The following is a 22,292-nucleotide window of genomic DNA, read 5'->3' as shown; positions in this document are numbered from 1 at the left end:
GCGGGAGGCGGGTGCCCGGTGCCGGAAGGCGGGGGTGGAAGCCGGAGGCCGGAAGGTGTGCCGGGCGCTGGGCGCCGGGGTGCCGGGGGCGGGAGCCCGGTGTCGGAGGGCGGAAGCCGGAGGGCGGAAGGTGGAGACCGGAAACGGGAAACCGGAAGCCAGGAGCCGGAAGCCGGAGGGCGGAGGCCGGAAGGTGGGCCGGGTGCCGGGTGCCGGGTGCCGGGTGCCGGGTGCCGGAGGGCAGGCCGTGCCCCAAGTGCCCTGCGCCGGGCGCGAGTTACGTCAGTTTCCCGCCCGGCGTGACCATGCGACCGGTGCCGCCAGCTCGGACTCCAGCGCGTCGAGTCGGGAACGCACCGGTGCCGTCGGCCGTATCGCCGCGAGCGCCCGCCAGACGTCGAGGTCGTCCTCGCCCCACGGCGCGTGCGCCCAGTCCGCCAGCAGGTCGGGGTCTCGGCGGGCGATCAGCGCCGTACGGAGGCCGTCGGCCAGGCGGGTCCTGAGCCGGACCACCGCCGGTGCCTGCGAACCGGGCAACAGCGGACCCGTGTACGCACTCGCCGCTCCCGTGACCGCGCCCCCTTCCAGGCGCCGCTCTACGATCGCCACGTCGGACTCGACCGGCGACGTGAGCCGGTAGGGACGCGAGGCGAGCAGGCCCGGGCCCAACAGCCGCCGCAGCCGCGCCAGTTCGGCCCGCAATGTCACCGGCGGCACCGACTCGTCCTCGTACAGCGCGCACAGCAACTCGTCGCCGGTCAGTCCCTCGGGATGCCGGGCCAGCAGCACCAGGATCTCGCTGTGCCGACGGCTCAGCCTCATCTTGCGCCCGTGGAGGCACAGTTGGGCCTCGTCCCGGCCGAGCGCCGTCAGCTCGGGCCCGTCGGCATACGTCTGCTCCGGGGCGAGCAGCGCCAGTTGGGACTCGGCGGCCCGCGCCACCGCCTGCACGAAGCCCAGACTGTGCGGATGCGCCAGCCCGTCCCCGCCGGTGATGTCCACGGCACCGAGCACCCGCCCCGTGCGCGGATCGTGCACCGGAGCCGCCGCACACGTCCACGGCTGCACCCGCCGGATGAAGTGCTCGGCCGCGAACACCTGCACCGGCCGGTCCACGGCGACCGCCGTACCCGGTGCGTTCGTCCCGACCGCGCTCTCCGCCCAGCGCGCACCCGGCACGAAGTTCATCAGGCCCGCCTTGCGCCGGGTCGCCGGATCCCCCTCGACCCACAACAGCCTGCCCTGCGCGTCGCACACCGCCAGCAGATGCTCGCCGTCCGCCGCGAACGTGCCCACCAACTCCCGTATCAGCGGCATCACCCGCGCCAGCGGATGCTCCGCGCGATAGACACCCAGGTCACCGTCCGTCAGCTCCACACTGGCCGTGCCCTCGGGACCGACACCGGCCCGCGCGGAACGCCGCCAGGAATCGGCCACCACCGACCGCACCGGCTGCGGCACCGTGCCCGCCACGGCGAACGTCTCGTGCGCCCGGCGCAGCACCCGCACCCGCTCGGCAGGGTCGGCCCCCGGCTCCAGGGCCACCCACGGATCGGTCAACTCAGCCTCCCCTGAAGTCGATCCAGCGACGATACGGCGACGATATGGCGGTGATACCGCGCCGACACGACAGCGATACGGCGTCGCGACGGCTGCGCACATCGTTACTCCGCAGACGGATCCGGACAACCGTTTCGACCAGGGCCGACCCGAACGAACCCCATCGTGCTCGGAACAGACTCGGAACCGGCCCGGATCCACCTCGGCTCAGGCGAAATTGACCATCCTTATGTAACGCGTCCAATCCCAGTTCGGCCCCGGATCGGTGTGGTCGGTGCCCGGTACCTCGTAGTGCCCGATGATGTGCGCGCGGTCCTTCGGGAGCCCGTACTTCGCGCAGGTAGCCGCCGCCAGCTTGGCCGACTGCTCGTACAACGCGTCGGTGAACCACTCGGGTTGATCCACCCAGCCCTCGTGCTCGATACCGATACTGCGCGTGTTGTAGTCCCAGTTCCCCGCGTGCCAGGCGACATCGGCCTCCCGCACACACTGCGCGACATGCCCGTCGGCCGATCGCACGAGGTAGTGCGCGGACACCTTCTTCTGCGGATTCTGGAAGATGGACAGGGTTTTGGGATACGTCTCCTGCGTGACGTGGATGATCACGTAGTCGAGGGCATAGGCGCTGGGGCGGTTGGACGCCGTGTAGTTGGAGGTGCTCGCCGGCTGCCACTCGGCCCCCGGATAGTCGACGGCCTGAGTCTGCGCGCCGGCCTGTGGGTCGGGAAGTAACGCGTACGGTACGGCGGCCAGCGCGGCACCCTTGAGGATGCGCCGCCTGCTGGGGAGCGGTCTTGAGCGGTCCACTGCGGGTTGCCTTTCAAGGATGTTCGGGGCGTTCGGGTCAGGGGTGTTCGGGGTTTTCGGGGTGAGCGGCGGGCTCTCAGTGCCGGAATGCCGCCGCGGTCTCACGCAGCCGCGCGTGCAGTCCGCGATGCGTCTCGCGCGCGGGCAGCCATTCCTTCCGGATCTTCGCCACACAGGTGTAGTTGGTGTCGCACACGTTGGCCAACGGCGACTCGACCGCCTGAGTTGCGAACTGGTAGGCGTCCAGCTCGCTGAACCCGTAGTCGCGCACCAGCCAACGCACCAGGTCGAGCTGGGAGATCCGGAACGCGTCCTCCAGCGGGCGTGCCGAACCCGTCGAGATGATGTGCGTGTCCGACTCGATGCGCGGCCAGGGTGTGGCGACCCCCTTGAGCAGCTCCACGATCACCACGGTGTTCATCGCGCACTCGACGGCGACTCCACAGGTCTCGCCCTCGCCCTGCCGGGCGTGCCCGTCACCGAGGCTGAGCAGCGCGCCCTCTACGTTCACCCCGAGGTAGCAGGTGACCCCGGCCCGCATCTCGGGCGTGTCCATGTTCCCGCCGTGCGCGTCGGGCACCAGCGCCGAACGCACCTCGAGATTGGCGGGGGCCACGCCCACTGTGCCGTGCATCGGGTCGAGGGGCAGCTCGACCTCGATGTCACTGTCCCGCGCGCGGAACAACGCCGTGCGGCGGGTCCGGTCCAGCTGCCAGATCCAGACGGTCTCCGGGAGCGGCGGCTGCAGCGTCGCCGTGGTGTGGGTCGAGGTGAGCGCGCCGAAGAGGGGAACCGTGGTCGAGGCGGCCCAGTCCCGGGCAGGTTCGATCGACACGAAGTGCACGGCGACCGTGTCGCCCCGCTCCGCGCCCTCCACATGGAAGGGGCCGGTCTGCGGGTTGAGGAACGGGAACTCGCACACCTCGGACACCAGGTCCTTCTCGGACCGCACCCGTCCGGCGAAGCAGTCCTCCGTATACAGGTCGAGGACCGTGCCGGGCGCGATGCGTGCCACGGGCGGGGCGCCGCCGAACGTCCAGGCGTACTCGCCCGGTTCGGGTCGCACCGTCAGGATCCGGGGGTCGTTCATGGCTGTACTGCTCCGTTCTGCGGATGACCGGTGGAGGCGGTTTCGTCGAGATGGACACGTGCGGTTTCGGCTATTCGCTCGGGGTGCCGTCGTAGCAGAACGAGCAGGACCACGACCCCGGCCGCCATCCAGATGCCGACGACCGGACCGGCGTAGGACACGGGAGCGGTCAGTTCGGTCACGAAGTCGAAGGCCGGGAGGCCTGCCGCGGTGAGCAGGGCGGGGACGAACGCGACGATCCCGAGGAGGGGGACCAGCAGGTGCCGTACCGGCTTGAGCAACTCGCGTCTGCGGCGCAGGAAGTAGCCCGCGCAGGCCAGGTTCACGACGATGTAGACGGCGATGACGACCGTGACGATCACCGTGGCCAGGAGGAGGAACGCGGTCACCGGGTCGTAGCCGAAGCCGAGGCCCAGTACGGCTCCCACCGCGACTCCGGTCTGCACGGCGATTCCGGCGACGGGAGAGCGGTGGCGTGGGTGCAGGGTGGCGAGGACGCGGGGGAGTACCCGGATGCGGGCCAGGGCGAAGGCGGTGCGGGTCGAGACGGTGGCGCACGCGTTGGCGTTGGCGATCGTCGAGTTGACCACGGCCAGGAACACCAGCACCCAGAAGAGCCCGAACGACGCGCGTGCCACTCCCTCCCAGGACGCGGCTCCGGAGGCGCCGAATCCGCTGAAGCGGTCGGGCCCGAAGTACACCGTCATGGCGTAGGTCGTCAGCACGTAGAACAGGCCGATCCCGAGGGCCGCGCCGAGCACCGCGCGGTGCATCGTCCGGCGCGGGTCCCGTGTCTCCTCGGCGAGCGGTGCGGCGGCCTCGAATCCGGCGAACGCGAGCACCGTGTAGACCGAGCCGGCGAAGACTCCGCCGAGCCCCGAGTAGTCCTTGCCGGTGTGCGAAGTACCGAACACCGAGAGGGTGTTGTCCCCACCTGCCTTGACGATCAGCCAGACGGCGAATACCAGGAAGACGACGATCTCGAAGACCCCGAGGACCGTGCCGAAGCGGGCCGAGGCACGCGCGCCGAACCAGCCCGCAGCCGCGATGATGGCGGCACCCGCGAGCGCCCACGGCCACCACAGGCTCTCCGGATATGAGGACCACTCCTGGTGCAGGGTGCCCGCCGTGGTGAAGCCCAGTTGGAGGAGCAGCAACGGCGGGACCAGTGCCTCCACGAAGACATATCCCCAGCCGACCAGGAAGCCGACGGCCGGATGCAGTCCCTGCGCCGCATAGGTGGCCACCGAGCCGGCGGCGGGCAACTCCCGCGCCAACTCGGCCACGCAGGACGCGGTGAACAGGCAGGCCACCAGCGCGATCAGCACCGACAGCGGCAGACTGCCGCCCGCGAAGGCCGCGCCCGACGGGATCGACGCGGCGACCGCGGCCGCCGGCGCCATTGCCGTGACACTTTGAAACAGCACCTCACGCAGCCCGACGGCATCCCGCCGCAGCCCCTGAACTGTCTCCCCCGACACGTGAATCCCCCCTCGTCCACCCGCGTCTGCACTCACACCCGCACACCGTCGTCACGACACGGCGGCTGCGCCTCGCGTGAATCACGGTACGGCGCTTGCGGGTTGGGCAGTAGGGCGTGCCGTGCTTCCGTGGACGACGGCGGAACTGTGGATAACTCGATCACTCGGACGGGCGAACTCGGCCGTGTTTCAGGCCTGTTCGGCCGCGATGTCCCCAGCTCGGCCGGCCACGATTTCCCCAGCCCGTTCGGCCACCGCCGCCGGATCGTCGAGGACGGCCCGCACCACCGAGTGCGCGGCCCCCAGCAGGGGACCCTCGGGCCCCAGCCGCGACACGGACACCGGACAGGCGGGCCCCGCCGTGCGCCGAGCCAACTCGGCCTCCAGCGCCGGCAGTAGCCAGGGCGCGAGCCCGGACAGCGCGCCGCCCAGCACCACCAGCTGCGGATCGAGCAGGTTGACCGCGCCCGTGAGCGCGATGCCCAGCGCCGTACCGGCGTCGTGCAGGGCACCCCGTACCGCCTCGTCGCCGTCGGCGGCGCGCGTCGCGAGCAGACCGACCCGGTCCGCGCCGGGCTCGAGACCGGCGGCACGCAGCACGGCCTCCTCGCCCGCGTACTGTTCGAGGCATCCACGCCCGCCGCACGCGCACTCCGGCCCGTCCGGACGCACCGGAACATGCCCCAACTCGCCCGCGAATCCCCTTGTTCCGCGCAGCAGCCCCCCGTCGACGACGACCGCGGCGCCGATGCCGATCTCGGCCGACACATGCAGGAAGTCGCGCGGAGTGGTGTCGCCCAGCCAGAGTTCGGCGAGCCCGCCGAAGTTGGCCTCGTTGTCCACAGTGGGCGGGAGTTCGGCGGGCAGCAGGGTGCCGAGATCCGTGTCGTGCCAGTCGAGGTTCGGGGCGCGGACGACCGTCCGGCCGTCGCGGGCCACCAGACCGGGCACGGCGACCGCGAGCCCGGCCGGCCACAGGCCCTCCGCGTCCGCCTCGGCGACGACCTGCCGTACCAGCGCGGTGAGTTCCGCGAGCACCGGCTCGGGGGAGCGGCCGCGGTTCACGCAGTGCCGTACGGCACGGGCGCGTATCTCGCCGCGCAGATCGACCGCGCAGACCGCGAGATGGTCGACGCCGATCTCCGCGCCGATCCCGGCCGGACCGCGCCCGCTGACGGCGAGCGCCGATCCGGGGCGGCCCACCCGGCCGGGCCGCTCGGGGCCCAGCTCTTCGAGCAGCCCCGACCGGATCAGCTCGTCCACCAGTGTCGACACCGCCGCACGGGTCAGCCCGATGCGCGAGGCCACGGCCGCGCGCGAGAGCGGGCCCTCGGCGCTGACCGTGTGCATCACGCGCGCGAGGTTGCGCCGGCGCATGCCCTGCTGGGTGTCGGGCAGGGCACGCCCGGACCCGGCGGGGTGCGCCTCGTGCAGCGGTGCGGTCATGCCTCCGTCAGTCCTCGGTCGGTGTGCGTCAACGGGCTTCCGGCCCCCGTTCGAGCAGCGGAGCCGCGTCGGAGAGTACCCCGGAGATCCTGGCCAGCGTCGCCTCGTCGCGCTCCACGGCGTCCAGCACCGGCCCGGCGGCCGTGTTCCAACGCCGGGCCACCGCGGCCGGATCCTCGCCGGTCAGCAGCCCCGCGGCCTGCGCGGCGGCACCGAGCGCGACCAGCTCCTTCGCCTCGGGCACCTGGACCGGACGTCCCGACAGCCGCCGTACGGTCTCCTGCCAGGCCGTGCCCCGGGCGCCACCGCCGATCAGCAGCAGGGGCGTGGTGCGGTCGGCGTCCTCGTCGAGGACCAGGTCGAGCGCGCCCAGCAGGGCGTGCACGGCACCGTCGTAGGCGGCCTGGAGGAGCTGGCCGCCGGTGGTGTCGTGGCGCAGGCCGTGCAGCAGGCCCGAGGCGTTGGGGAGGTTCGGGGTGCGCTCGCCGTCCAGGTAGGGCAGCAGCGTGACCGACGTGCCGGGTTCCACGGCTTCCCGGTCCAGGCCCAGCAGGGCCGCGACCCGGTCGACGGCGAGCGTGCAGTTCAGGGTGCAGGCCAGGGGCAGCCAGTCGCCGTGCGCGTCGGCGAAGCCCGCGACCGTGCCGGAGGGGTCCGCGGGGCGGTGCTTCGACACCGCGTACACGGTGCCCGACGTGCCGAGGCTGAGCACGGGGACGCCGGGGCGCAGCCCGAGACCCAGCGCGGCGGCCGCGTTGTCGCCGGTGCCGGGGGCGACCAACGTGCCCTTGGAGAACGGCAGGTCGTGGCCGTCGCGCACTGTTCCGGCCACCTCGCCCGGCCGCACCACCCGGGGCAGCAGCGCCGGGTCGAGCCCGACATGCCGGAGGATCTCCTCGTCGTACGACTCGGTTCCGGACGCCCACCAGCCGGTGCCGGAGGCATCGCCCCGGTCGGTCGTGCCCTGTCCGGTGAGCCGCTCGGTGAGGTAGTCGTGGGGGAGACGTACGGCCGCCGTTGCGCGCACCGACTCCGGCTCGTGCTCGGCGAGCCAGGCCCACTTCGTGACCGTGAAGGAGGCGCCGGGCACGCTGCCGGTGCGCTCCGCCCAGGCCTTCGGGCCGCCCAGTTCCTCGATCAGACGGCGGGCCTGCGGCGCGGAGCGCACGTCGTTCCACAGCAGCGCCGGGCGCACCGGCTCGCCCTGGGCGTCCAGGGTGACCAGGCCGTGCTGCTGGCCGCCGATCGACACGGCCGCCGCCTCGTGGGCCGCGTCCCCGCACTGGCGCAGTGCCTCGCACAGGGCGTCCCACCACTGGCGGGGATCGCTCTCGCGGCCCGCCCCCGAGGAGACGGTGTGCGGCGCTTGACCGCTCGCGACGATCCGGCCGGTGGACACATCGACGACCAGCGCCTTCGTGGACTGGGTGGACGTGTCCACGCCGACGACGAGCGGACCCTCGGCTGCTGACATCGGGCTCTCCCTGTTTTTTCCGCGGCTCTGCGGGCTCTGACCTGGTGTTTTCAAGGCTGTCCGGGTGCGGTGACCCGTACCCCACTCCTTCAGGGACACCTTGTCCCTTCCCAGAGCTGCGTGTGCATACTAATTTGTAAACCGCCATGACGAAATAGTCGCAGCGAAGCAACAAGGAGCCGCGTCATGAACTACCAGCCCACCCCCGAGGACAGGTTCACCTTCGGCCTTTGGACCGTCGGCTGGCAGGGAAGGGACCCGTTCGGCGACGCCACCCGCCGTGCCCTCGACCCGGTCGAGACGGTGCAGCGCCTGTCCGAGCTCGGCGCCCACGGTGTGACCTTCCACGACGACGACCTGATCCCCTTCGGGTCCTCGGACACCGAGCGCGAGGCGCACATCAAGCGCTTCCGCGAGGCCCTCGACGCGACCGGCATGAAGGTGCCGATGGCGACCACGAACCTCTTCACGCACCCGGTCTTCAAGGACGGCGCGTTCACCGCCAACGACCGTGACGTGCGCCGCTACGCCCTGCGCAAGACGATCCGCAACATCGACCTCGCGGTCGAACTCGGCGCTGAGACCTACGTCGCCTGGGGCGGCCGCGAGGGCGCCGAGTCCGGCGCCGCCAAGGATGTACGCGTCGCTCTCGACCGCATGAAGGAGGCCTTCGACCTCCTCGGCGAGTACGTCACCGACCAGGGCTACAGCATCAAGTTCGCGATCGAGCCCAAGCCGAACGAGCCCCGTGGCGACATCCTGCTCCCCACCGTCGGCCACGCCCTGGCGTTCATCGAGCGCCTGGAGCGCCCGGAGCTCTACGGCGTCAACCCCGAGGTCGGCCACGAGCAGATGGCCGGGCTCAACTTCCCGCACGGCATCGCCCAGGCACTGTGGGCGGGCAAGCTCTTCCACATCGACCTCAACGGCCAGTCCGGTATCAAGTACGACCAGGACCTGCGCTTCGGCAACGGCGACCTGCGTGCCGCCTTCTGGCTGGTCGACCTCCTGGAGAGCGCCGGTTACGCCGGCCCGAAGCACTTCGACTTCAAGCCGCCGCGCACCGAGGACCTCGACGGCGTGTGGGCGTCGGCGGCCGGCTGCATGCGCAACTACCTGATCCTCAAGGAGCGTTCGGCCGCGTTCCGCGCCGACCCGGTGGTCCAGGAGGCGCTGCGCGCCTCGCGTCTGGACGAGCTGGCGCAGCAGACCGCGGCGGACGGCCTCAAGTCGCTGCTCGCGGACCGCTCGGCCTTCGAGGACTTCGACATCGAGGCGGCCGCCCAGCGCGGGATGGCCTTCGAGCAGCTCGACCAGCTCGCCATGGACCACCTCCTGGGAGCACGCGGCTGACCGCACGCACGCGTGCGTCACTCACGAGCCCGTCGGTGTCCGTGAGTTGTCGATCGTGACCGACCCCCGCGCGGAATGCTCCGGAATCATGCGATCCATGGCATGAGCCCGTATCAACCACCGCGCGGGGGTCGCGCCATGACCTCCACGAAGGCGACCCTTGACGGTATGGCCATGCCGCCCGTACCGCCTCGACCGCCCGGGCCACCGGACGCCACCCCGCCTCAGGGAGGCGGCTTCGGACCACCTCCCGAAGACTTCGGGCACGGATCAGGAGGTGACTACGGGGACTACGGACCGCCTCCCCGCAGGCGCCCCCGTCCGCTGTTCATCCTGCTAGCCGTGATCGTGGCAGCCGGGGCCGTCGTAGCCGTCGTGCTGATGGCCTCCGGGGGACATGACTCACCGGACAAGAAGGCGCCCGCCGAGACCAGTGCGAGCACGAGCCGCAGCCCGTCCCTCACCCTCCCGACGAAACTCCCCACCAGCCTGCCGACCAAGCTCCCGACCGCGCTGCCGTCGAACTTCCCCTCGGAGCTGCCGAGCGAGGTTCCCAGCGACATCGAATCCCTGCTCCCGTCCCTGTTCGGCTGACTGCCACAGGAGTCGACGCGGACTCAGATGCCGTGCGGCAGCTTCAGGTACACCACAGTCGTCTCGATGCCGCTGTCGACCAACCGCCCCTGCGCGTCGAACGCGCCCGCGCCGTCCGTCATCCCGAAGTCGTTGTCATTGATCAGGGCGAGCGTGTCGTGATCCACGCGCGCGATGCCCTCGATCTTCTGCGGCACCCCGGAGACGGTCCCCAGGTCGACGATCAGCTTCTTGGCCAGCACCGGGACACCCGCGGCGGCCGGGTCGTCGAGCTGCTCCAGCGACGGGGACGTCGTGTCGTCGTCGTAGCGACCACCGAGGATGTTCGACTTGCGCCCCAGCTGGACCAGTTGGAGCCGGGCCGCCTTGTCGGTGCGCTCCTCGACGAGCAGTCGGTCGTCGCCCACGGCGACCACCGAGGAGATCTTGAGCTCGGAGGTGTCGTCCTCGCTGGGGTCGACCACGTTCACCGGGTCGAAGCGGTACGCGTACTCCGCCGTGACCGCCTTCTTCTTCGTCGAGAAACGCAGCAGGCGGGTGTTGAGCGACGCGTCCCCGGCGTCCCCGTCCGGCAGCGACAGCGGGCTCTGGAGGGCCATCACCAGGTCACCGCCGGGCAGTTGGGCGAGCCCCTCGAAACCGCGGTTGGTCTTCCGGTGCAGCAGGACGGACGGCAGCGCCTCCACCACGGGGTAGTCGGTACCGGTCAGATGCAGCCCCTTGGGCACGTACCGCGTGAGCACCTTCCCGCGCGCGGAGACATGCACCAGGGAGGGCCCGTACTCGTCGACGAGCCAGAAGGATCCGTCCCCGGCGCGCACGATGCCTTCTGTGTCCAGCCCGTTCGGGTTGTACGACAGCGCCGTCTGCGCATCGTAGGAGTACGGCGCCTCGTCGCGCCCTTGCTGGTTCGACAGCCCGGTGACGGCCTTCCCGGAGGACGTGGTGATCGGGATGGCGTCCAGGACCTTCACCGTGTCTCCGGATACACGGATCTTCACGATCGCCGGGTCGAAACCGGGCACGGGGAACGTACGGCGCTTCGTCCCGCCGACCTTGATCTGGCTGTTGGGCCCGCGGTCGGTGATCGTCCAGAACTCGCCCTTGCGGCCGGCCGGGTAGATATCGCTGCCGATACCGCCGAGGTCCACTCCCCGGTCGTTGCCCACCGTCCCGGGCAGCAGCGCGTTGCTGAACGCGCCGAGCGGAATGTCGCCGAGCGTCGCCGTCCGCGTGACATGGGCGGCCTCGGCCTTCGCGGGGGCTCCCACGGCCGTACCGGCCGCCACGAGGGTGACCACCACGGCGAGCGGCACACCCACCGCGACGGGACGACGGACGCGGCGTCGGACGAGGTCGTGCGGGGACATCGGGCCTCCTGAGGACAAGTTCGCTGACAGCGGCCAGGGTTGGGCGTCATGAGGAACGGTGCTCGACGGCGAGGTGAATCCAGGGTGTCGGCCGCTTGTCGGGCGGGCGTGGCGCCTGCGAGGGGGCGGCTGCAATTCGATCGCGTCCTGTGGCGCTGTCGGCTAAACAGGCGCCGTGGATGATCCCTACCTCCTCCGCACGGCCACCCAGGGAGCACGCCTCCGCTGCGACAAGCGCGCTGTCCGCTTCCGTCCCGGAACCGACTTCGGCGACGGAACCATCCGACTCCAGGAACGCGGAGGCGCGAGCGCGTCGCGTTTCGCGCTTCACCACGACGCGGACGGCCGGACGACGGGATACGCCCTCTACCGGATCAAGCAGGACGCATCAGGAGGCGGCGGGAACGCGATACGGGTCCGTCGGAGTTGGCGACCGCCTCCCGGCAGGCGTACGCCCGCCCTGTGGCGCTTCCTCGCCGGTATCGACCTGGTCTCCTGGATCGAGTACGAGGGGGCGGTGGACGAGCCGCCGGCGCACCTGCTGACCGATCCGCGTGCCGCGCGGTCGACGCCGGTCGATCGCCTCTGGGTGCGACTGATCGACGTCGACCGAGCGCTGGAGGCACGGCGTTACGCGGGCACACTGGATCTCGTCCTCGACATCGAGGACGCCTTCTGCCCCTGGAACACGGGCCGTTACCGGTTGCCGAACTCGGAGCGGCCTTCCTCGGCGGCACCACGCTCGCGTCCCTCGCCGGGGCCGGTCTCGTCGAGGAGTTGCGAGCCGGAGCCCTGTCCCGGGCGACGACGGCGTTCCGCGCGGACCGGGAGCCGTTCTACCCGGGAGGCTGGGCGTTCCCTGCGTACTGACGACAGCGGGTGGGGAAGCGCCTAGTGGGCGGCGCCGAACCAGCGGGGGAGCCGGCTCAACAGTTCCTCCTGGTCGTCACCGACCCACGCCACGTGGCCGTCCGGACGTAGAAGTACCGCGGGTGTGTCCAGTTCCTCGCTGACGTCGACTACGTAGTCGACGCGATCCGCCCACCCCGCGACCGAGAGCTTGCCGGTCTGGTCGAGCAGGAGCCCTCGGCCGGTGCGCATCAACTCGTAGAGGCGCCCCTGCTTCAGCCTCACGTCGCGCAGCCGTCGGCCGAGCAGGTCATGTCCCTCGCCGAAGTCGTAGCGGATCCCGACTGCGGTGATCATCTCGGTGACGTACTGGTTCACCTCCTCGAAGTCCATCAGTGTCGAGAACAGTTCCCGCAGTGCGGTCGCACCCGGATCGGTCCCCAGGAGCGTGATCTGCGCGCGCGTGTTGCCGATCACCCGGGCACCCACGGGGTGTCGTTCGGTGTGGTAGCTGTCCAACAACCCTTCCGGAGCCCAGCCGTTGACCGCGGCCGCCAGCTTCCAGCCGAGGTTGAACGCGTCCTGCACACCGAGGTTGAGCCCCTGCCCGCCCGTCGGCGGATGGATGTGTGCCGCGTCCCCGGCCAGCAGGACCCGGTCGACCCGGTAGCGCTCGGCCTGCCGGGTGGCGTCGCCGAACCGGGACAGCCAACGCGGCGAGTGCACGCCGAAGTCGGTGCCCGCGACGGCCCGTAGCCGCTGCTTGAAGTCGTCGAGGGTCGGCGGGGTCGCACGGTCCTCGGCAACGCCGTCGGCGGGCACGACGACGCGGTACACGCCGTTCTCGCCGGGGCTGACGCCGAACCGTAGCTGGGTCCTGCGGACTTCCTCGACGACCGCGGCAATCGTGGCAGGATCCTCGGCCACCTCCATTTCGCCCAGCAGCGTCTCGACCGTCGCGGGCTCGCCGGGGAAACCGACGCCGAGGAGTTTGCGCACGGCGCTGCGGCCACCGTCGCATCCGACGACGTAGCGCGAGCGCAACTGCGCGCCGTCCGCCAACCCGACGGTCACCACGTCCTCGGCCTGACTCAACCCGACCACTTCGCAGCCGCGCCGGATCTCGGTGCCGAGTTCGACGGCGCGCTCCTCCAACAGCCGCTCGGTGACCGGCTGCGGGGTGGCGACGCCGTACGGGTGAGCCGTGTCGGACCGGTCCGGCCAAGGCTTGACGATGCCCCCGAAGAGACCGCCCACCTGGAACTTCTCACTGACCGCGAGGAACCGGTCGAGGAGGCCGCGCTGGTCCATGATCTCGACACTGCGCGCGTGCAGACCCTGCCCGCGGGACTCCCCGGTCTGCTCGGTCAACTTCTCCAGCACGACCACGTGCACGCCGTGCAGCCGCAATTCGCAGGCCAGCATCAAGCCGGTCGGTCCGCCGCCGACCACGATCACGTCAATCATCAGAACGCCCATCCAACGAGATTGGTTTCCGGTCGCCCGCTCGGCGGGCCTGTGCTTCGAGGATCTTTCGTTTCCGCAGGTCCGGGCCTTGGTCGGCCAGTCTGAGGGACGACCCGGGCCTTGCCGCAAGCCCCCGGGTGGGCTATACCTTGGGTGTGGCAAGGAGTGGATGAGCTCCTTGCCATCGCGTTTTTCCGGGCACTTCTCCGTAAGCCCGTCCTCCGGGGACCGGGTCGGTGAGGGTGTCGTCAACCCCCCTGCGAGGACCCGGCTGACCCCCGTACGAACACGGGGGGTGCCGCCATGGTCGCGACTGGTCACCGATTCGTACGTTTGCTCAGGTCAGCCCGTTGCCTGAGAGAGCCGGAGACCGGACATGTCCCAGCCCACCGCAGTCGTCGGCGCACATGATCCGGGGGATGCCGTCGCGGCGCCCCCAGGAAGCGAGTTCGCGCCCCTCCTGCGCACGGTCAAGGGCAGAGGTCTACTGGATAGGCGGTGTGCCTGGTACGCACGCTGTATCGCCGCCAACACCCTTGCGCTGGGCGCCATCGTCACGGGCATCGTCCTGATCGGCGACTCCTGGCTGACGCTGCTTCTGGCCCCGCTGCTTGCCGTGTTCGGTGCTCGCACGGCCTTCATAGGCCACGACGCGGGCCACTCCCAGATCGCCGGCGGGAAAGGTGCCAACCGCCTCATCGGCCTGATCCACGGCAACCTGTTGCTGGGGATGAGCTACTCCTGGTGGAACGACAAGCACAACCGCCACCACGCCAACCCCAACCACATCGACAAGGACCCGGACGTCGTGGCGGACGTCCTCGTCTTCACCGGCGAGCAGGCCAAGGACCGCTCAGGCTTCCGGCGTTGGCTCACCCGCAACCAGGCATGGCTGTTCTTTCCGCTCACCCTGCTCGAAGGCGTCGCCCTGAAGGTCCACGGTTTCCAGGATCTGCGGCGCCAGCCCCGTCGAGAGCGGGCCGTCGAAGGCGCCCTACTGGTGAGCCATGTCGTGGCCTACGCGACGTTGCTGCTCATTTCGATGTCCCCGGGGAAGGCGCTCGCGTTCGCCGCGCTCCATCAGGCCCTGTTCGGCCTGCACCTCGGCCTGGCCTTCGCACCCAACCACAAGGGCATGGAGATGCCGGACCCGAACGGCGAACGGTGGGGCCATCTCCGCCGCCAGGTCCTCACTTCGCGGAACATCCGTCGCGGCGTCCTGACCGACTGGTTCCTCGGCGGCCTCAACTACCAGATCGAACACCACCTCTTCCCGAGCATGCCGCGACCCAATCTGCACCTCGCACAGCCCCTGGTGCGCGCCCACTGTCAGGATGTGGGTATCCCCTACGTGGAGACCGGGCTCGTCGACTCCTACCGGCAGGCCCTGCGCCACCTCCACGAGGTGGGAGAGCCGCTGCGCATGGAGTGGACGGAGTGACGGAGAAGCCGACGACCCGGGTACCAGTAGGGGAAGCGCCTCAGGGATGTCTCAGGGTCGCGATCCGGAACTGTGGGGAGCGCGGACCCGTTTTCAGAACAGAGAGCGGCTGCGGCCGCGGAGGAGGCGACATATGTCGAAGAGCGCGAAGATCGCCGTAGGAGGAGTGGCGGTCGGACTGATCCTGTTGATCTGGCTGCCCTGGTGGGTCGCATTCCTGATCGTCGTGGGAGTGCCGACGGCCGCTTATCTCACACTGGACCCCTCGCAGCGGCGTCGGCTGCGCCGTGTGGCGGGCAAGGAGATCGGCCGCTGACGCACCGATGCCGGACCGTGTTCCCGCCCGGCGCGCAGGGGCGGAGCACGGCACAGCACCGTTCGCGGGACTGTCGACAACAGCCCTGTGGACGGTGCTCGGGCGAGCACCGTCCACTGACCGAGGAGGGTGAAGTTCGGTAGCGGTTCCGGGACGGCTACCGGCGGGGGCACGGGGCATGCGTGCCCCGTGGACAGTGCACGGTCACGCGTGCGTAGGGCCCTGTTCACGTCGGCCGGATGCGCCCGTCCAGGCTCCGCTCGTCCAGCCTGGACGGATCTTGCCAACTGCCCCACGGACCACGGACCACGGATCCGCGCCCAAGGGCTCAACTCGGCCGTACGGCCAGCTTGTCGAGTGCTTCCAGGAGTCCGGGCAGTTCGGGGCCCCGGCCCACCGGCAGGACCTCGCCGGGCTCGTCGTCGAGCAGGACGAACGCTATGTCGTCGGTCCGGGCCACCAAAGACCAGCCGGGGCCGTCGGCGCGCAGTGTGCGTGCGTCGCCCGGTGCGAAGGACGATCTGACGCGGCCCAGGGGTGGCGGGGTGTCGACGTACGCGCGGACCTCCGTCAGCACGCGGCGGATCCCGCTGTGGCCCGTCTGAGGGCCTTCCCCGGTGCCGCCCGCGGAGGTGCTGTCCGACGCGTTGTCGTCCGGCGGCGTCTCGTCCGCCTCGGACGCGGCGGCGGGGGTGGCCGGGGTGGCGAGGGTGGCGTCTTCCGGGGTGGTGTCTGAAGCGGCCTCGTCCGTCTTCGACGCGTCGCCCGCCGCGTCCTGAGCCTCCTGCGGCCCCTGCGCCTCCTGCGCCGAGAAGGTCGAGTCGTCGATCTGCTCCCGCCACATGGCCCACTGCAGCGCGATCTCGTCGGCGCCCAGCCGTCGTTGGGCCGGACCCCAGATGGTCGTGTCCGGCGGGGCCAGCGGCGGCCGGTCCACGAGGTCGGGGTGCGGGTCGTGCGGCGGGGGCACATTGGGAGCCGCGACGGCGACCGCGAGCGGCCAGCCCGGGAGGGCGGCGACCACCGTGCGCTCGCTCGGCGACAGGTCGTACTCCATGCCGCAGTCCCAGGACGCGATGGCGACCGCGACCAGTGACACGTCGTCGATGACGACCGTCCACCGCGCCCCGTCGCCGTCCTGGCCGATCACCAGGCCGTACCCGTCGGCGAGCGGCGCCATACCGAGCGCCGCACAGGCCTCCGGGTAGTCGTCGCCCAGCACACTCGGGAACTTCGCCGGCGTCAGCAGTACCGCCGTGAGCACGTAGAGCGCATCGTCATCGGCGGCGACGGCCTCTTCGTCCGTGTCGGCCATCCCAGCCTCCCCATCATTCGTCCAATCGCGCGCACCCTAGTGTGCGCGGAAGCCCGTTGTCACGACTCCCAAGTACACCCGGAGCTGCAGTTTTCCGTCTGGACAGGGCGAAATGACCACCGGTAACCCGAACTGTCAGGCCGCCGGGAGCCCAAGAAGCGCACGAGCCACCGTCCGAGGCGACTCGTCACGCTCCCTCGCGAGCGCGACGACGGCCCGGCACGCCAGCTCGCTCACCCCGAAGGACAGCGCCTCCGGCGACACCCAGCCCGCGGCTTCGTCGATCCGGTCCTGATCGTCCTCCGCGCGGGCCGACACATAGACGGCCGCGGCCTCGAAGAGATTGTGCGGGCGCCCCTCCGGGGCGCTGCTCGCCGCCGCGCGCGTGGAGGTGAGAAATCTGGCGAAGGTCTTGCGGGGCCTGTCGAACATGCTGACCACCCTTCCCCCTGCGTGGTTTTCTGTCGCTGATCGTTCATCTACTGCTACCCAACGTAGAGTTGGAGTTGCGGCGACAGAAGAGGAACGTTGCGGTGAAGCGCGTCGAAGGCCCCGCGCGGAGACGGGTCGGCCGTCGAGTGATACCAACGTGGCGCGGAGTCAGGTCAGTTCGGCCCGGCTCGTAGCCCGCAAGATGGTGAGGCTGCCGCGCCGGAAGGGACCGTCCAACTCCCGGGAGGCGCGCGGGCTCAGCTCTCGCGCACGGCCAATGCCAGGAAGCGGGCGTCCTCGTCGACGTACGACGTCATGCGCCACCCCGAACCGGCAAGCAGCGGACGGAGATTGGGCTCCGCGCGCAGGTCGTCCGGTCCGATCTGCCGCCCCTGACGCGCCGCGAGGGCGGCCCGGCCGATCGGGTGGAACAAGGCCAGCGAGCCGCCGGGGCGCACGACACGCGCCAACTCCCGCAGATTCTCCTCCGGTTGGGGCAGGTGCGCGATCAGGCCCGCGGCGAACACGGCGTCGAGCGACTCGGACCGCAGCGGCAGCGCGGCGACGTCGGTGAGCAGCAGACGCCCGTCACGGCCGCGTCCGGCCCGTACGGCGGCTTCCAGCATGGCGGGGGTGAGATCGGCCCCGACGACCACTCCGGACCGTCCCACGGCCGCACGGAGCGGCGGCAGCGCGCGTCCCGTCCCGCACCCCGCGTCGAGCACCCGGTCTCCCGCGCGCAGCCCGAGTTCGGCTACCGCGGCTGCGTAGGCGGGGCCGTCGTCGGGAAAGCGGCTGTCCCAGTCGGCGGCGCGTGCGCCGAAGAACTCCTGGACATGTGTGTGGTCGTCGCTCATGTTCGGCATGATCCCTCACCGACACGGATGACGCTTCGGCGCACATGTTCGAGCGTGACGCGGTCGTTCAGGCACCTCTCTGTGTCACATTGCAACACCTTTCGAAATGCGCCCCCTTTGTGCACCCGTGCCCCTACTAGCGTCCCCTGGTCATGGGACACCTGGACCACGCCACCTTCGGCTGGCTGACCCCCGCGCTGTCGTACGTGATGGCCTGCATGGGCTCCGCACTCGGGTTGCGCTGCACCGTCCGCGCGCTCGGCGCCACCGGCCGGTCGCGCCGCAACTGGCTCGTCACCGCGGCCTCCGCGCTCGGCACCGGCATCTGGACCATGCACTTCGTGGCCATGCTCGGCTTCGGCGTCAGCGGCACCGACATCCGCTACGACGTGCCACTGACCGTGCTCAGCCTCCTCGTCGCCATGGTCGTCGTCTGCGCGGGTGTCTTCGCGGTCGGCTACGGCCGCGACCGGGGCCGCGCGCTCTTCCTCGGCGGCCTCACCACCGGACTGGGCGTCGCGAGCATGCACTACCTGGGCATGGCGGCGATGCGGTTGCACGGTGGCGTGAGCTACGACCCGATGCTCGTCGGGCTCTCCGTGCTCATCGCCGTCGTCGCGGCGACAGCGGCCCTGTGGGCGGCCCTTAACATCAAGTCGCCCGTCGCGGTCACCGCTGCCTCCCTCGTCATGGGCGCGGCCGTCAGCAGCATGCACTACACCGGCATGTTCGCGGTGCGCGTCCACGTCACCCCCTCCGGGGCAGTCCTGCCGGGTGCCACGGCGATGCAGTTCATCTTCCCGCTGGCCGTAGGCCTCGGGTCCTACCTGTTCCTGACCTCGGCGTTCGTCGCACTGTCGCCGACCACGGGAGAACGCGAGGCCACCGCCTCGGCCCAGCGGCCGGTGGAGAGCCTCGCCCGCTAGCCCGGCCCGCGCAGCACGCCCCTGAGAACCACTTCCGAGCGAGGAGGCCATGCGTACCCCCCGTAGGACCCCGAGAGCCGGCGCCGAGACGCCGCCCGTGCGCGGTCGTCGCGCGCACGCCGGACCACCCGCCGACGAACTCTTCGACGAGCCCCTCGACGCGCCGTCGGAGGACATACCCCCGCGCGCGGGACGCTGGCGGATACGTCCCCGCACCGTACGCGCCAAGATCGTCTGCCTCCTGATGGTGCCGGTCGTCTCCCTGCTCGCCCTGTGGGCGTACGCCACCGTCAGCACCGCCCAGGACGTCTCCCGGCTACGGCAGTTGCAGCGCGTGGACTCCGCGGTGCGCAGCCCGGTCGCGGCAGCCGTCGCGGCACTGCAGGACGAGCGGTCGGCCGCCGTGCGCTACGCGACCGACCCCGACACCGAGCAGAGCGGTGACCTGAAGAAGCTGGCGGCGAGCACGGACCGGGCGGTCGCACGGTTGCGGCTGGGCGACGACAACACCGTTGCCGACGGCGAAGAACTGCCGGCGGGAGTCGCCCGACGACTGAAGGCCTTCGTCACCGGAGCCGAGCAACTGCGGTCGCTCCGGGCCGACGTGCTCGGCCACCGCGCGGGATGGGACGAGACCTACGGGCAGTACACGAAGACCATCGCGACGGCCTTCGCCGTGGGCGGGGCGCTCACCGGAATCCCGGACGCCGACCTCGGATCCGACGCGCGCGTGCTCCTCGAATTCTCCCGGGCCGGGGAATCGCTGTCCCAGGAGGACGTGATGCTCGCCGGTGCCCGTCTCGACGGCAGGCTCGACGGGGAGCGGCTGAGGCTGTTCACCGGCGCCGTCGCCACCCGACGCACCCTCACCGACTCCGCCGTCGCGGACCTGACCGGCTCGGAACGTACCGCCTGGCAGAACCTCGCCGACACCAGCGCCTACACCGCGGTCGGCACCGTCGAGGACAAGGTCCTCGCCACCAGCTCGGGCACCCGGGCGATCGCCGCGGCTCCGGAGACGACCTGGAACAGCGCGCACGCACGCGTGCAGGCCGGCATGCGCACCATCGAGTCGGACGCGGGCAGCGGGGTCGCGGACCGCGCCGATCCGTTCACCCGAGGGCTGCTCACCTCCGCCGGTGCCGCGGTCCTGCTCGGTCTCGCCGCCGTCATCGCGTCGCTCGTCATCTCGGTGCGCATCGGACGCGGCCTCGTCGTCGAACTCGTGAGCCTGCGCAACGACGCCCTGGGGATCGCCCGCCACAAACTCCCCGAGGCCATGCGGAGGTTGCGTGCGGGGGAGGAGATCGACGTCAGGGCGGAGGCCCCGCCCGGGTCGCCCTCGGAGGACGAGATCGGACAGGTCACCGAAGCCCTCGGTACTGTGCACCGCGCCGCCCTGCGCGCCGCCGTCGAACGTGCCGAACTCGCCAGCGGCATCTCCGGGGTCTTCGTCAACCTCGCCCGCCGCAGCCAGGTCCTGGTACACCGTCAACTCAGCCTTCTGGACCGCATGGAACGCCGCTCAGAGGACCCGAACGAACTGAGCGACCTGTTCCGTCTCGACCACCTCACCACCCGAATGCGACGGCACGCCGAGAGCCTGATCATCCTCTCCGGAGCGGCACCCGGCCGGGCTTGGCGTATGCCGGTCTCCCTGACCAACGTCGTCCGCGCGGCCGTCTCCGAGGTTGAGGACTACGCGCGCGTGGAGGTACGCCAACTCCCCGAGGCGTCCGTCGTGGGTGCGGCCGTCGCCGACCTCACGCACCTGCTCGCCGAGATCGTGGAGAACGCCGCCCAGTTCTCGCCGCCGCACACACGCGTGCGGGTCACCGGGGAACCCGTGGGCAACGGCTACGCCGTCGAGGTCGAGGACAGGGGCCTCGGCATGGGCAAGGAGTCCCTGGGCGACGCCAACCGCCGCATCGAGCAGTCCGAGGCCCTCGACCTCTTCGACAGCGACCGGCTCGGCCTCTTCGTGGTCAGCAGGCTCGCCGCCCGCCACGGCATCAAGGTGCACCTGCGGACCTCGCCCTACGGCGGTACGACGGCGGTTGTCCTGCTGCCGACGGCGCTGCTGCACGGCGGTGCGGCGGAACGTGCCCCGCGCGCGGCGGTCGAGGACGGGGAGCGCGCCGTGGAACGCGAGTACGCGCGCGTGCCCACCGCACCGCAGCACCAGGAGTCCGTCCCGGCCACGGCCGACCGGCCCGCCCTGGCGGTCTCCCCACGGGCCGGGGTGGAGTCGGCGAACGACATCCCGCCTCCCGGAGTCACCACCTTGCGACTGCACCGTCCCCCCGAGGACACCGAAGGGACCGACGACCTCCCACGCCGCGTACGCCAGGCGAACCTCGCCCCCCAACTCCGCGAACAGCCCGCCGCGGAACGGGAACAGGCACCGGCGGCCGCACGCGACGAGCACCGCACTCCGGAGGTCGTACGGGACCGGATGGCGGCCTACCGCGAAGGCTGGACGCGCGGTGGCGGCAGGCAACCGGGCCGTGGTGCCACCCCAGGCCCCGCAACGGGCAGCGACAGCAGCGAAGGAGACCCCGCGTGATCCAGGACCCGAGCATGAGGGCCGCCCAGCGGTCCGGTGAACTCGACTGGCTGCTGGACGACTTGGTGCTGCGCGTGAGCGAAGTACGGCATGTCGTGGTGCTGTCCAACGACGGCCTCGCCGTCGGCGCGTCGACCGATCTCAAGCGCGAGGACGCCGAACACCTCGCCGCGGTCGCCTCCGGATTCCACAGCCTGGCCAAGGGCGCGGGACGGCACTTCGGAGCCGGTGGAGTACGGCAGACCATGGTGGAGATGGACGATGGGTTCCTGTTCGTGGCCGCGGCCGGAGACGGCTCCTGCCTCGCCGTCCTCACCGCCGTCACAGCCGACATAGGCCTGGTGGCGTACGAGATGGCACGACTGGTCAAGCGCGTCGGCGAGCACCTCTACACGCCGCCGCGCGTCGGTGCGCGGCCGCCCGCAGCCGGATGAGGCGAGAGGGCGATCCGCTCCGATGACCGAGGACACGACCGGCGCCCAACAAGAGCCGGGCAGCCAGTGGTACGACCAGGAAGCAGGGCCTCTCGTCCGCCCCTACGCCATGACGGGCGGACGTACCAAATCAGGCCCTACAGGAGTGCGTTTCGACATGATCGCGCTCGTCACGCTGGACGTGGGCGCACCCGACTTCGACGACGACACCGCGCTCGGACCGGAACACCGGGCCCTCATCGACCTGTGCCGCCCAGAAACGCAGTCCGTCGCCGAACTCGCCGCCGGAGCGGACCTTCCGCTGGGGGTGGTCAGAGTGCTTCTGGGCGACCTCCTGGAGCTCGGCTGCGTCACCGTCAGCCGTCCGGTGCCGCCCGCGCAGCTGCCCGACGAACGGATTCTGCGCGAGGTGATCGAGGGACTACGGGCACTGTGAAGAAACTTCAGAACCACTCGAACGCGTACGACGCCGACTTGTGCACCCTTTCGCTCACCGAACGGGTACGAGGCGGTC

The 22,292-nt window shown here is 70.9% G+C and carries 20 protein-coding genes; 9 read left to right on the top strand and 11 right to left on the bottom strand.

The window, feature by feature from the left end; translation table 11 throughout:
* Positions 1-282: 282 nt before the first annotated feature.
* The 6 genes from SPR02S_RS40275 to xylB form a co-directional block, all read right to left on the bottom strand.
* Positions 283-1,560 (bottom strand): GAF domain-containing protein, encoded by a 1,278-nt coding sequence (locus tag SPR02S_RS40275; protein ID WP_019062701.1) that lies wholly within the window; start codon positions 1,558-1,560, stop codon positions 283-285.
* A 207-nt stretch (positions 1,561-1,767) separates the two neighbouring features.
* Entirely contained in the window at positions 1,768-2,367 is a 600-nt protein-coding gene (locus tag SPR02S_RS40270; RefSeq protein ID WP_019062700.1) for an N-acetylmuramoyl-L-alanine amidase, read from the bottom strand.
* A gap of 76 nt (positions 2,368-2,443) precedes the next feature.
* Positions 2,444-3,457: an acetamidase/formamidase family protein gene (locus tag SPR02S_RS40265; protein ID WP_019062699.1), complete on the bottom strand. Its 1,014-nt coding sequence runs from the start codon at positions 3,455-3,457 to the stop codon at positions 2,444-2,446.
* The gene (locus tag SPR02S_RS40260) at positions 3,454-4,938 is read right to left on the bottom strand and encodes an APC family permease (RefSeq protein ID WP_026151295.1); all 1,485 of its coding nucleotides are present in this window, start codon (positions 4,936-4,938) and stop codon (positions 3,454-3,456) included. The genes SPR02S_RS40265 and SPR02S_RS40260 overlap by 4 nt, the downstream gene beginning before the upstream one ends.
* A gap of 189 nt (positions 4,939-5,127) precedes the next feature.
* The gene (locus tag SPR02S_RS40255) at positions 5,128-6,384 is read right to left on the bottom strand and encodes an ROK family transcriptional regulator (RefSeq protein ID WP_019062697.1); all 1,257 of its coding nucleotides are present in this window, start codon (positions 6,382-6,384) and stop codon (positions 5,128-5,130) included.
* A 28-nt stretch (positions 6,385-6,412) separates the two neighbouring features.
* The gene (gene xylB, locus SPR02S_RS40250; RefSeq protein ID WP_019062696.1) at positions 6,413-7,858 is read right to left on the bottom strand and encodes a xylulokinase; all 1,446 of its coding nucleotides are present in this window, start codon (positions 7,856-7,858) and stop codon (positions 6,413-6,415) included.
* 186 nt (positions 7,859-8,044) lie between these two features.
* On the opposite strand from xylB, the gene xylA reads away from it, so the two are divergent.
* Both xylA and SPR02S_RS40240 read left to right on the top strand, forming a co-directional pair.
* Positions 8,045-9,211: a xylose isomerase gene (gene xylA / locus SPR02S_RS40245; RefSeq protein WP_019062695.1), complete on the top strand. Its 1,167-nt coding sequence runs from the start codon at positions 8,045-8,047 to the stop codon at positions 9,209-9,211.
* Between the two features lie 342 nt (positions 9,212-9,553).
* Entirely contained in the window at positions 9,554-9,805 is a 252-nt protein-coding gene (locus SPR02S_RS40240; protein ID WP_019062694.1) for a hypothetical protein, read from the top strand.
* Positions 9,806-9,828: 23 nt separating this feature from the next.
* Here the strand turns inward: SPR02S_RS40240 and SPR02S_RS40235 are convergent, their stop codons facing one another.
* Positions 9,829-11,175 (bottom strand): esterase-like activity of phytase family protein, encoded by a 1,347-nt coding sequence (locus tag SPR02S_RS40235; protein ID WP_019062693.1) that lies wholly within the window; start codon positions 11,173-11,175, stop codon positions 9,829-9,831.
* A 175-nt stretch (positions 11,176-11,350) separates the two neighbouring features.
* Here SPR02S_RS40235 and SPR02S_RS57385 point away from each other — a divergent pair, with 175 nt between their 5' ends.
* On the top strand, positions 11,351-12,070 hold the full coding sequence (locus tag SPR02S_RS57385) for a sterol carrier protein domain-containing protein (protein ID WP_052347121.1): 720 nt from the start codon (positions 11,351-11,353) through the stop codon (positions 12,068-12,070).
* On the opposite strand, the gene rox is transcribed toward SPR02S_RS57385, so the two are convergent.
* Positions 12,067-13,491, bottom strand: a complete 1,425-nt coding sequence (rox, locus tag SPR02S_RS40225; protein ID WP_026151294.1) for a rifampin monooxygenase — start codon at positions 13,489-13,491, stop codon at positions 12,067-12,069. The two genes, SPR02S_RS57385 and rox, sit on opposite strands and share 4 nt — an antisense overlap.
* Positions 13,492-13,867: 376 nt before the next feature.
* Between rox and SPR02S_RS40220 the strand changes: the two genes are divergently transcribed.
* Together SPR02S_RS40220 and SPR02S_RS40215 are read left to right on the top strand one after the other, a co-directional pair.
* On the top strand, positions 13,868-14,932 hold the full coding sequence (locus tag SPR02S_RS40220; RefSeq protein WP_019062691.1) for a fatty acid desaturase family protein: 1,065 nt from the start codon (positions 13,868-13,870) through the stop codon (positions 14,930-14,932).
* A 133-nt stretch (positions 14,933-15,065) separates the two neighbouring features.
* Complete coding sequence (locus SPR02S_RS40215) at positions 15,066-15,248, top strand: tail-anchor membrane protein (protein WP_019062690.1); 183 nt, start codon at positions 15,066-15,068, stop codon at positions 15,246-15,248.
* Between the two features lie 328 nt (positions 15,249-15,576).
* Here the strand turns inward: SPR02S_RS40215 and SPR02S_RS40210 are convergent, their stop codons facing one another.
* From SPR02S_RS40210 to SPR02S_RS40200, 3 genes are all read right to left on the bottom strand, one after another.
* Positions 15,577-16,563, bottom strand: coding sequence for a hypothetical protein (locus SPR02S_RS40210; RefSeq protein WP_019062689.1), 987 nt, complete (start codon positions 16,561-16,563; stop codon positions 15,577-15,579).
* Positions 16,564-16,698: 135 nt separating this feature from the next.
* Positions 16,699-16,995, bottom strand: coding sequence for a hypothetical protein (locus SPR02S_RS40205; RefSeq protein ID WP_026151293.1), 297 nt, complete (start codon positions 16,993-16,995; stop codon positions 16,699-16,701).
* 257 nt (positions 16,996-17,252) lie between these two features.
* Complete coding sequence (locus tag SPR02S_RS40200; protein WP_026151292.1) at positions 17,253-17,852, bottom strand: class I SAM-dependent methyltransferase; 600 nt, start codon at positions 17,850-17,852, stop codon at positions 17,253-17,255.
* Positions 17,853-18,004: 152 nt separating this feature from the next.
* On the opposite strand from SPR02S_RS40200, the gene SPR02S_RS40195 reads away from it, so the two are divergent.
* Genes SPR02S_RS40195 through SPR02S_RS40180 form a run of 4 tightly spaced genes read left to right on the top strand, consistent with a single transcriptional unit; the run spans position 18,005 to position 22,214 of the window.
* The gene (locus SPR02S_RS40195) at positions 18,005-18,778 is read left to right on the top strand and encodes an MHYT domain-containing protein (RefSeq protein WP_019062686.1); all 774 of its coding nucleotides are present in this window, start codon (positions 18,005-18,007) and stop codon (positions 18,776-18,778) included.
* A gap of 49 nt (positions 18,779-18,827) precedes the next feature.
* The gene (locus tag SPR02S_RS40190; protein WP_026151291.1) at positions 18,828-21,344 is read left to right on the top strand and encodes a sensor histidine kinase; all 2,517 of its coding nucleotides are present in this window, start codon (positions 18,828-18,830) and stop codon (positions 21,342-21,344) included.
* Positions 21,341-21,778: a roadblock/LC7 domain-containing protein gene (locus SPR02S_RS40185; protein WP_019062684.1), complete on the top strand. Its 438-nt coding sequence runs from the start codon at positions 21,341-21,343 to the stop codon at positions 21,776-21,778. The genes SPR02S_RS40190 and SPR02S_RS40185 overlap by 4 nt, the downstream gene beginning before the upstream one ends.
* A gap of 22 nt (positions 21,779-21,800) precedes the next feature.
* Positions 21,801-22,214, top strand: coding sequence for a DUF742 domain-containing protein (locus SPR02S_RS40180; protein ID WP_026151290.1), 414 nt, complete (start codon positions 21,801-21,803; stop codon positions 22,212-22,214).
* The last annotated feature ends 78 nt before the right edge of the window (positions 22,215-22,292 follow it).

This window comes from Streptomyces prunicolor NBRC 13075 (assembly GCF_000367365.1).
Lineage (GTDB): Bacteria > Actinomycetota > Actinomycetes > Streptomycetales > Streptomycetaceae > Streptomyces > Streptomyces prunicolor.
The sequence above is the reverse complement of the archived record's forward strand: the minus strand, read 5'-3'. Positions and strand labels throughout refer to the sequence as shown.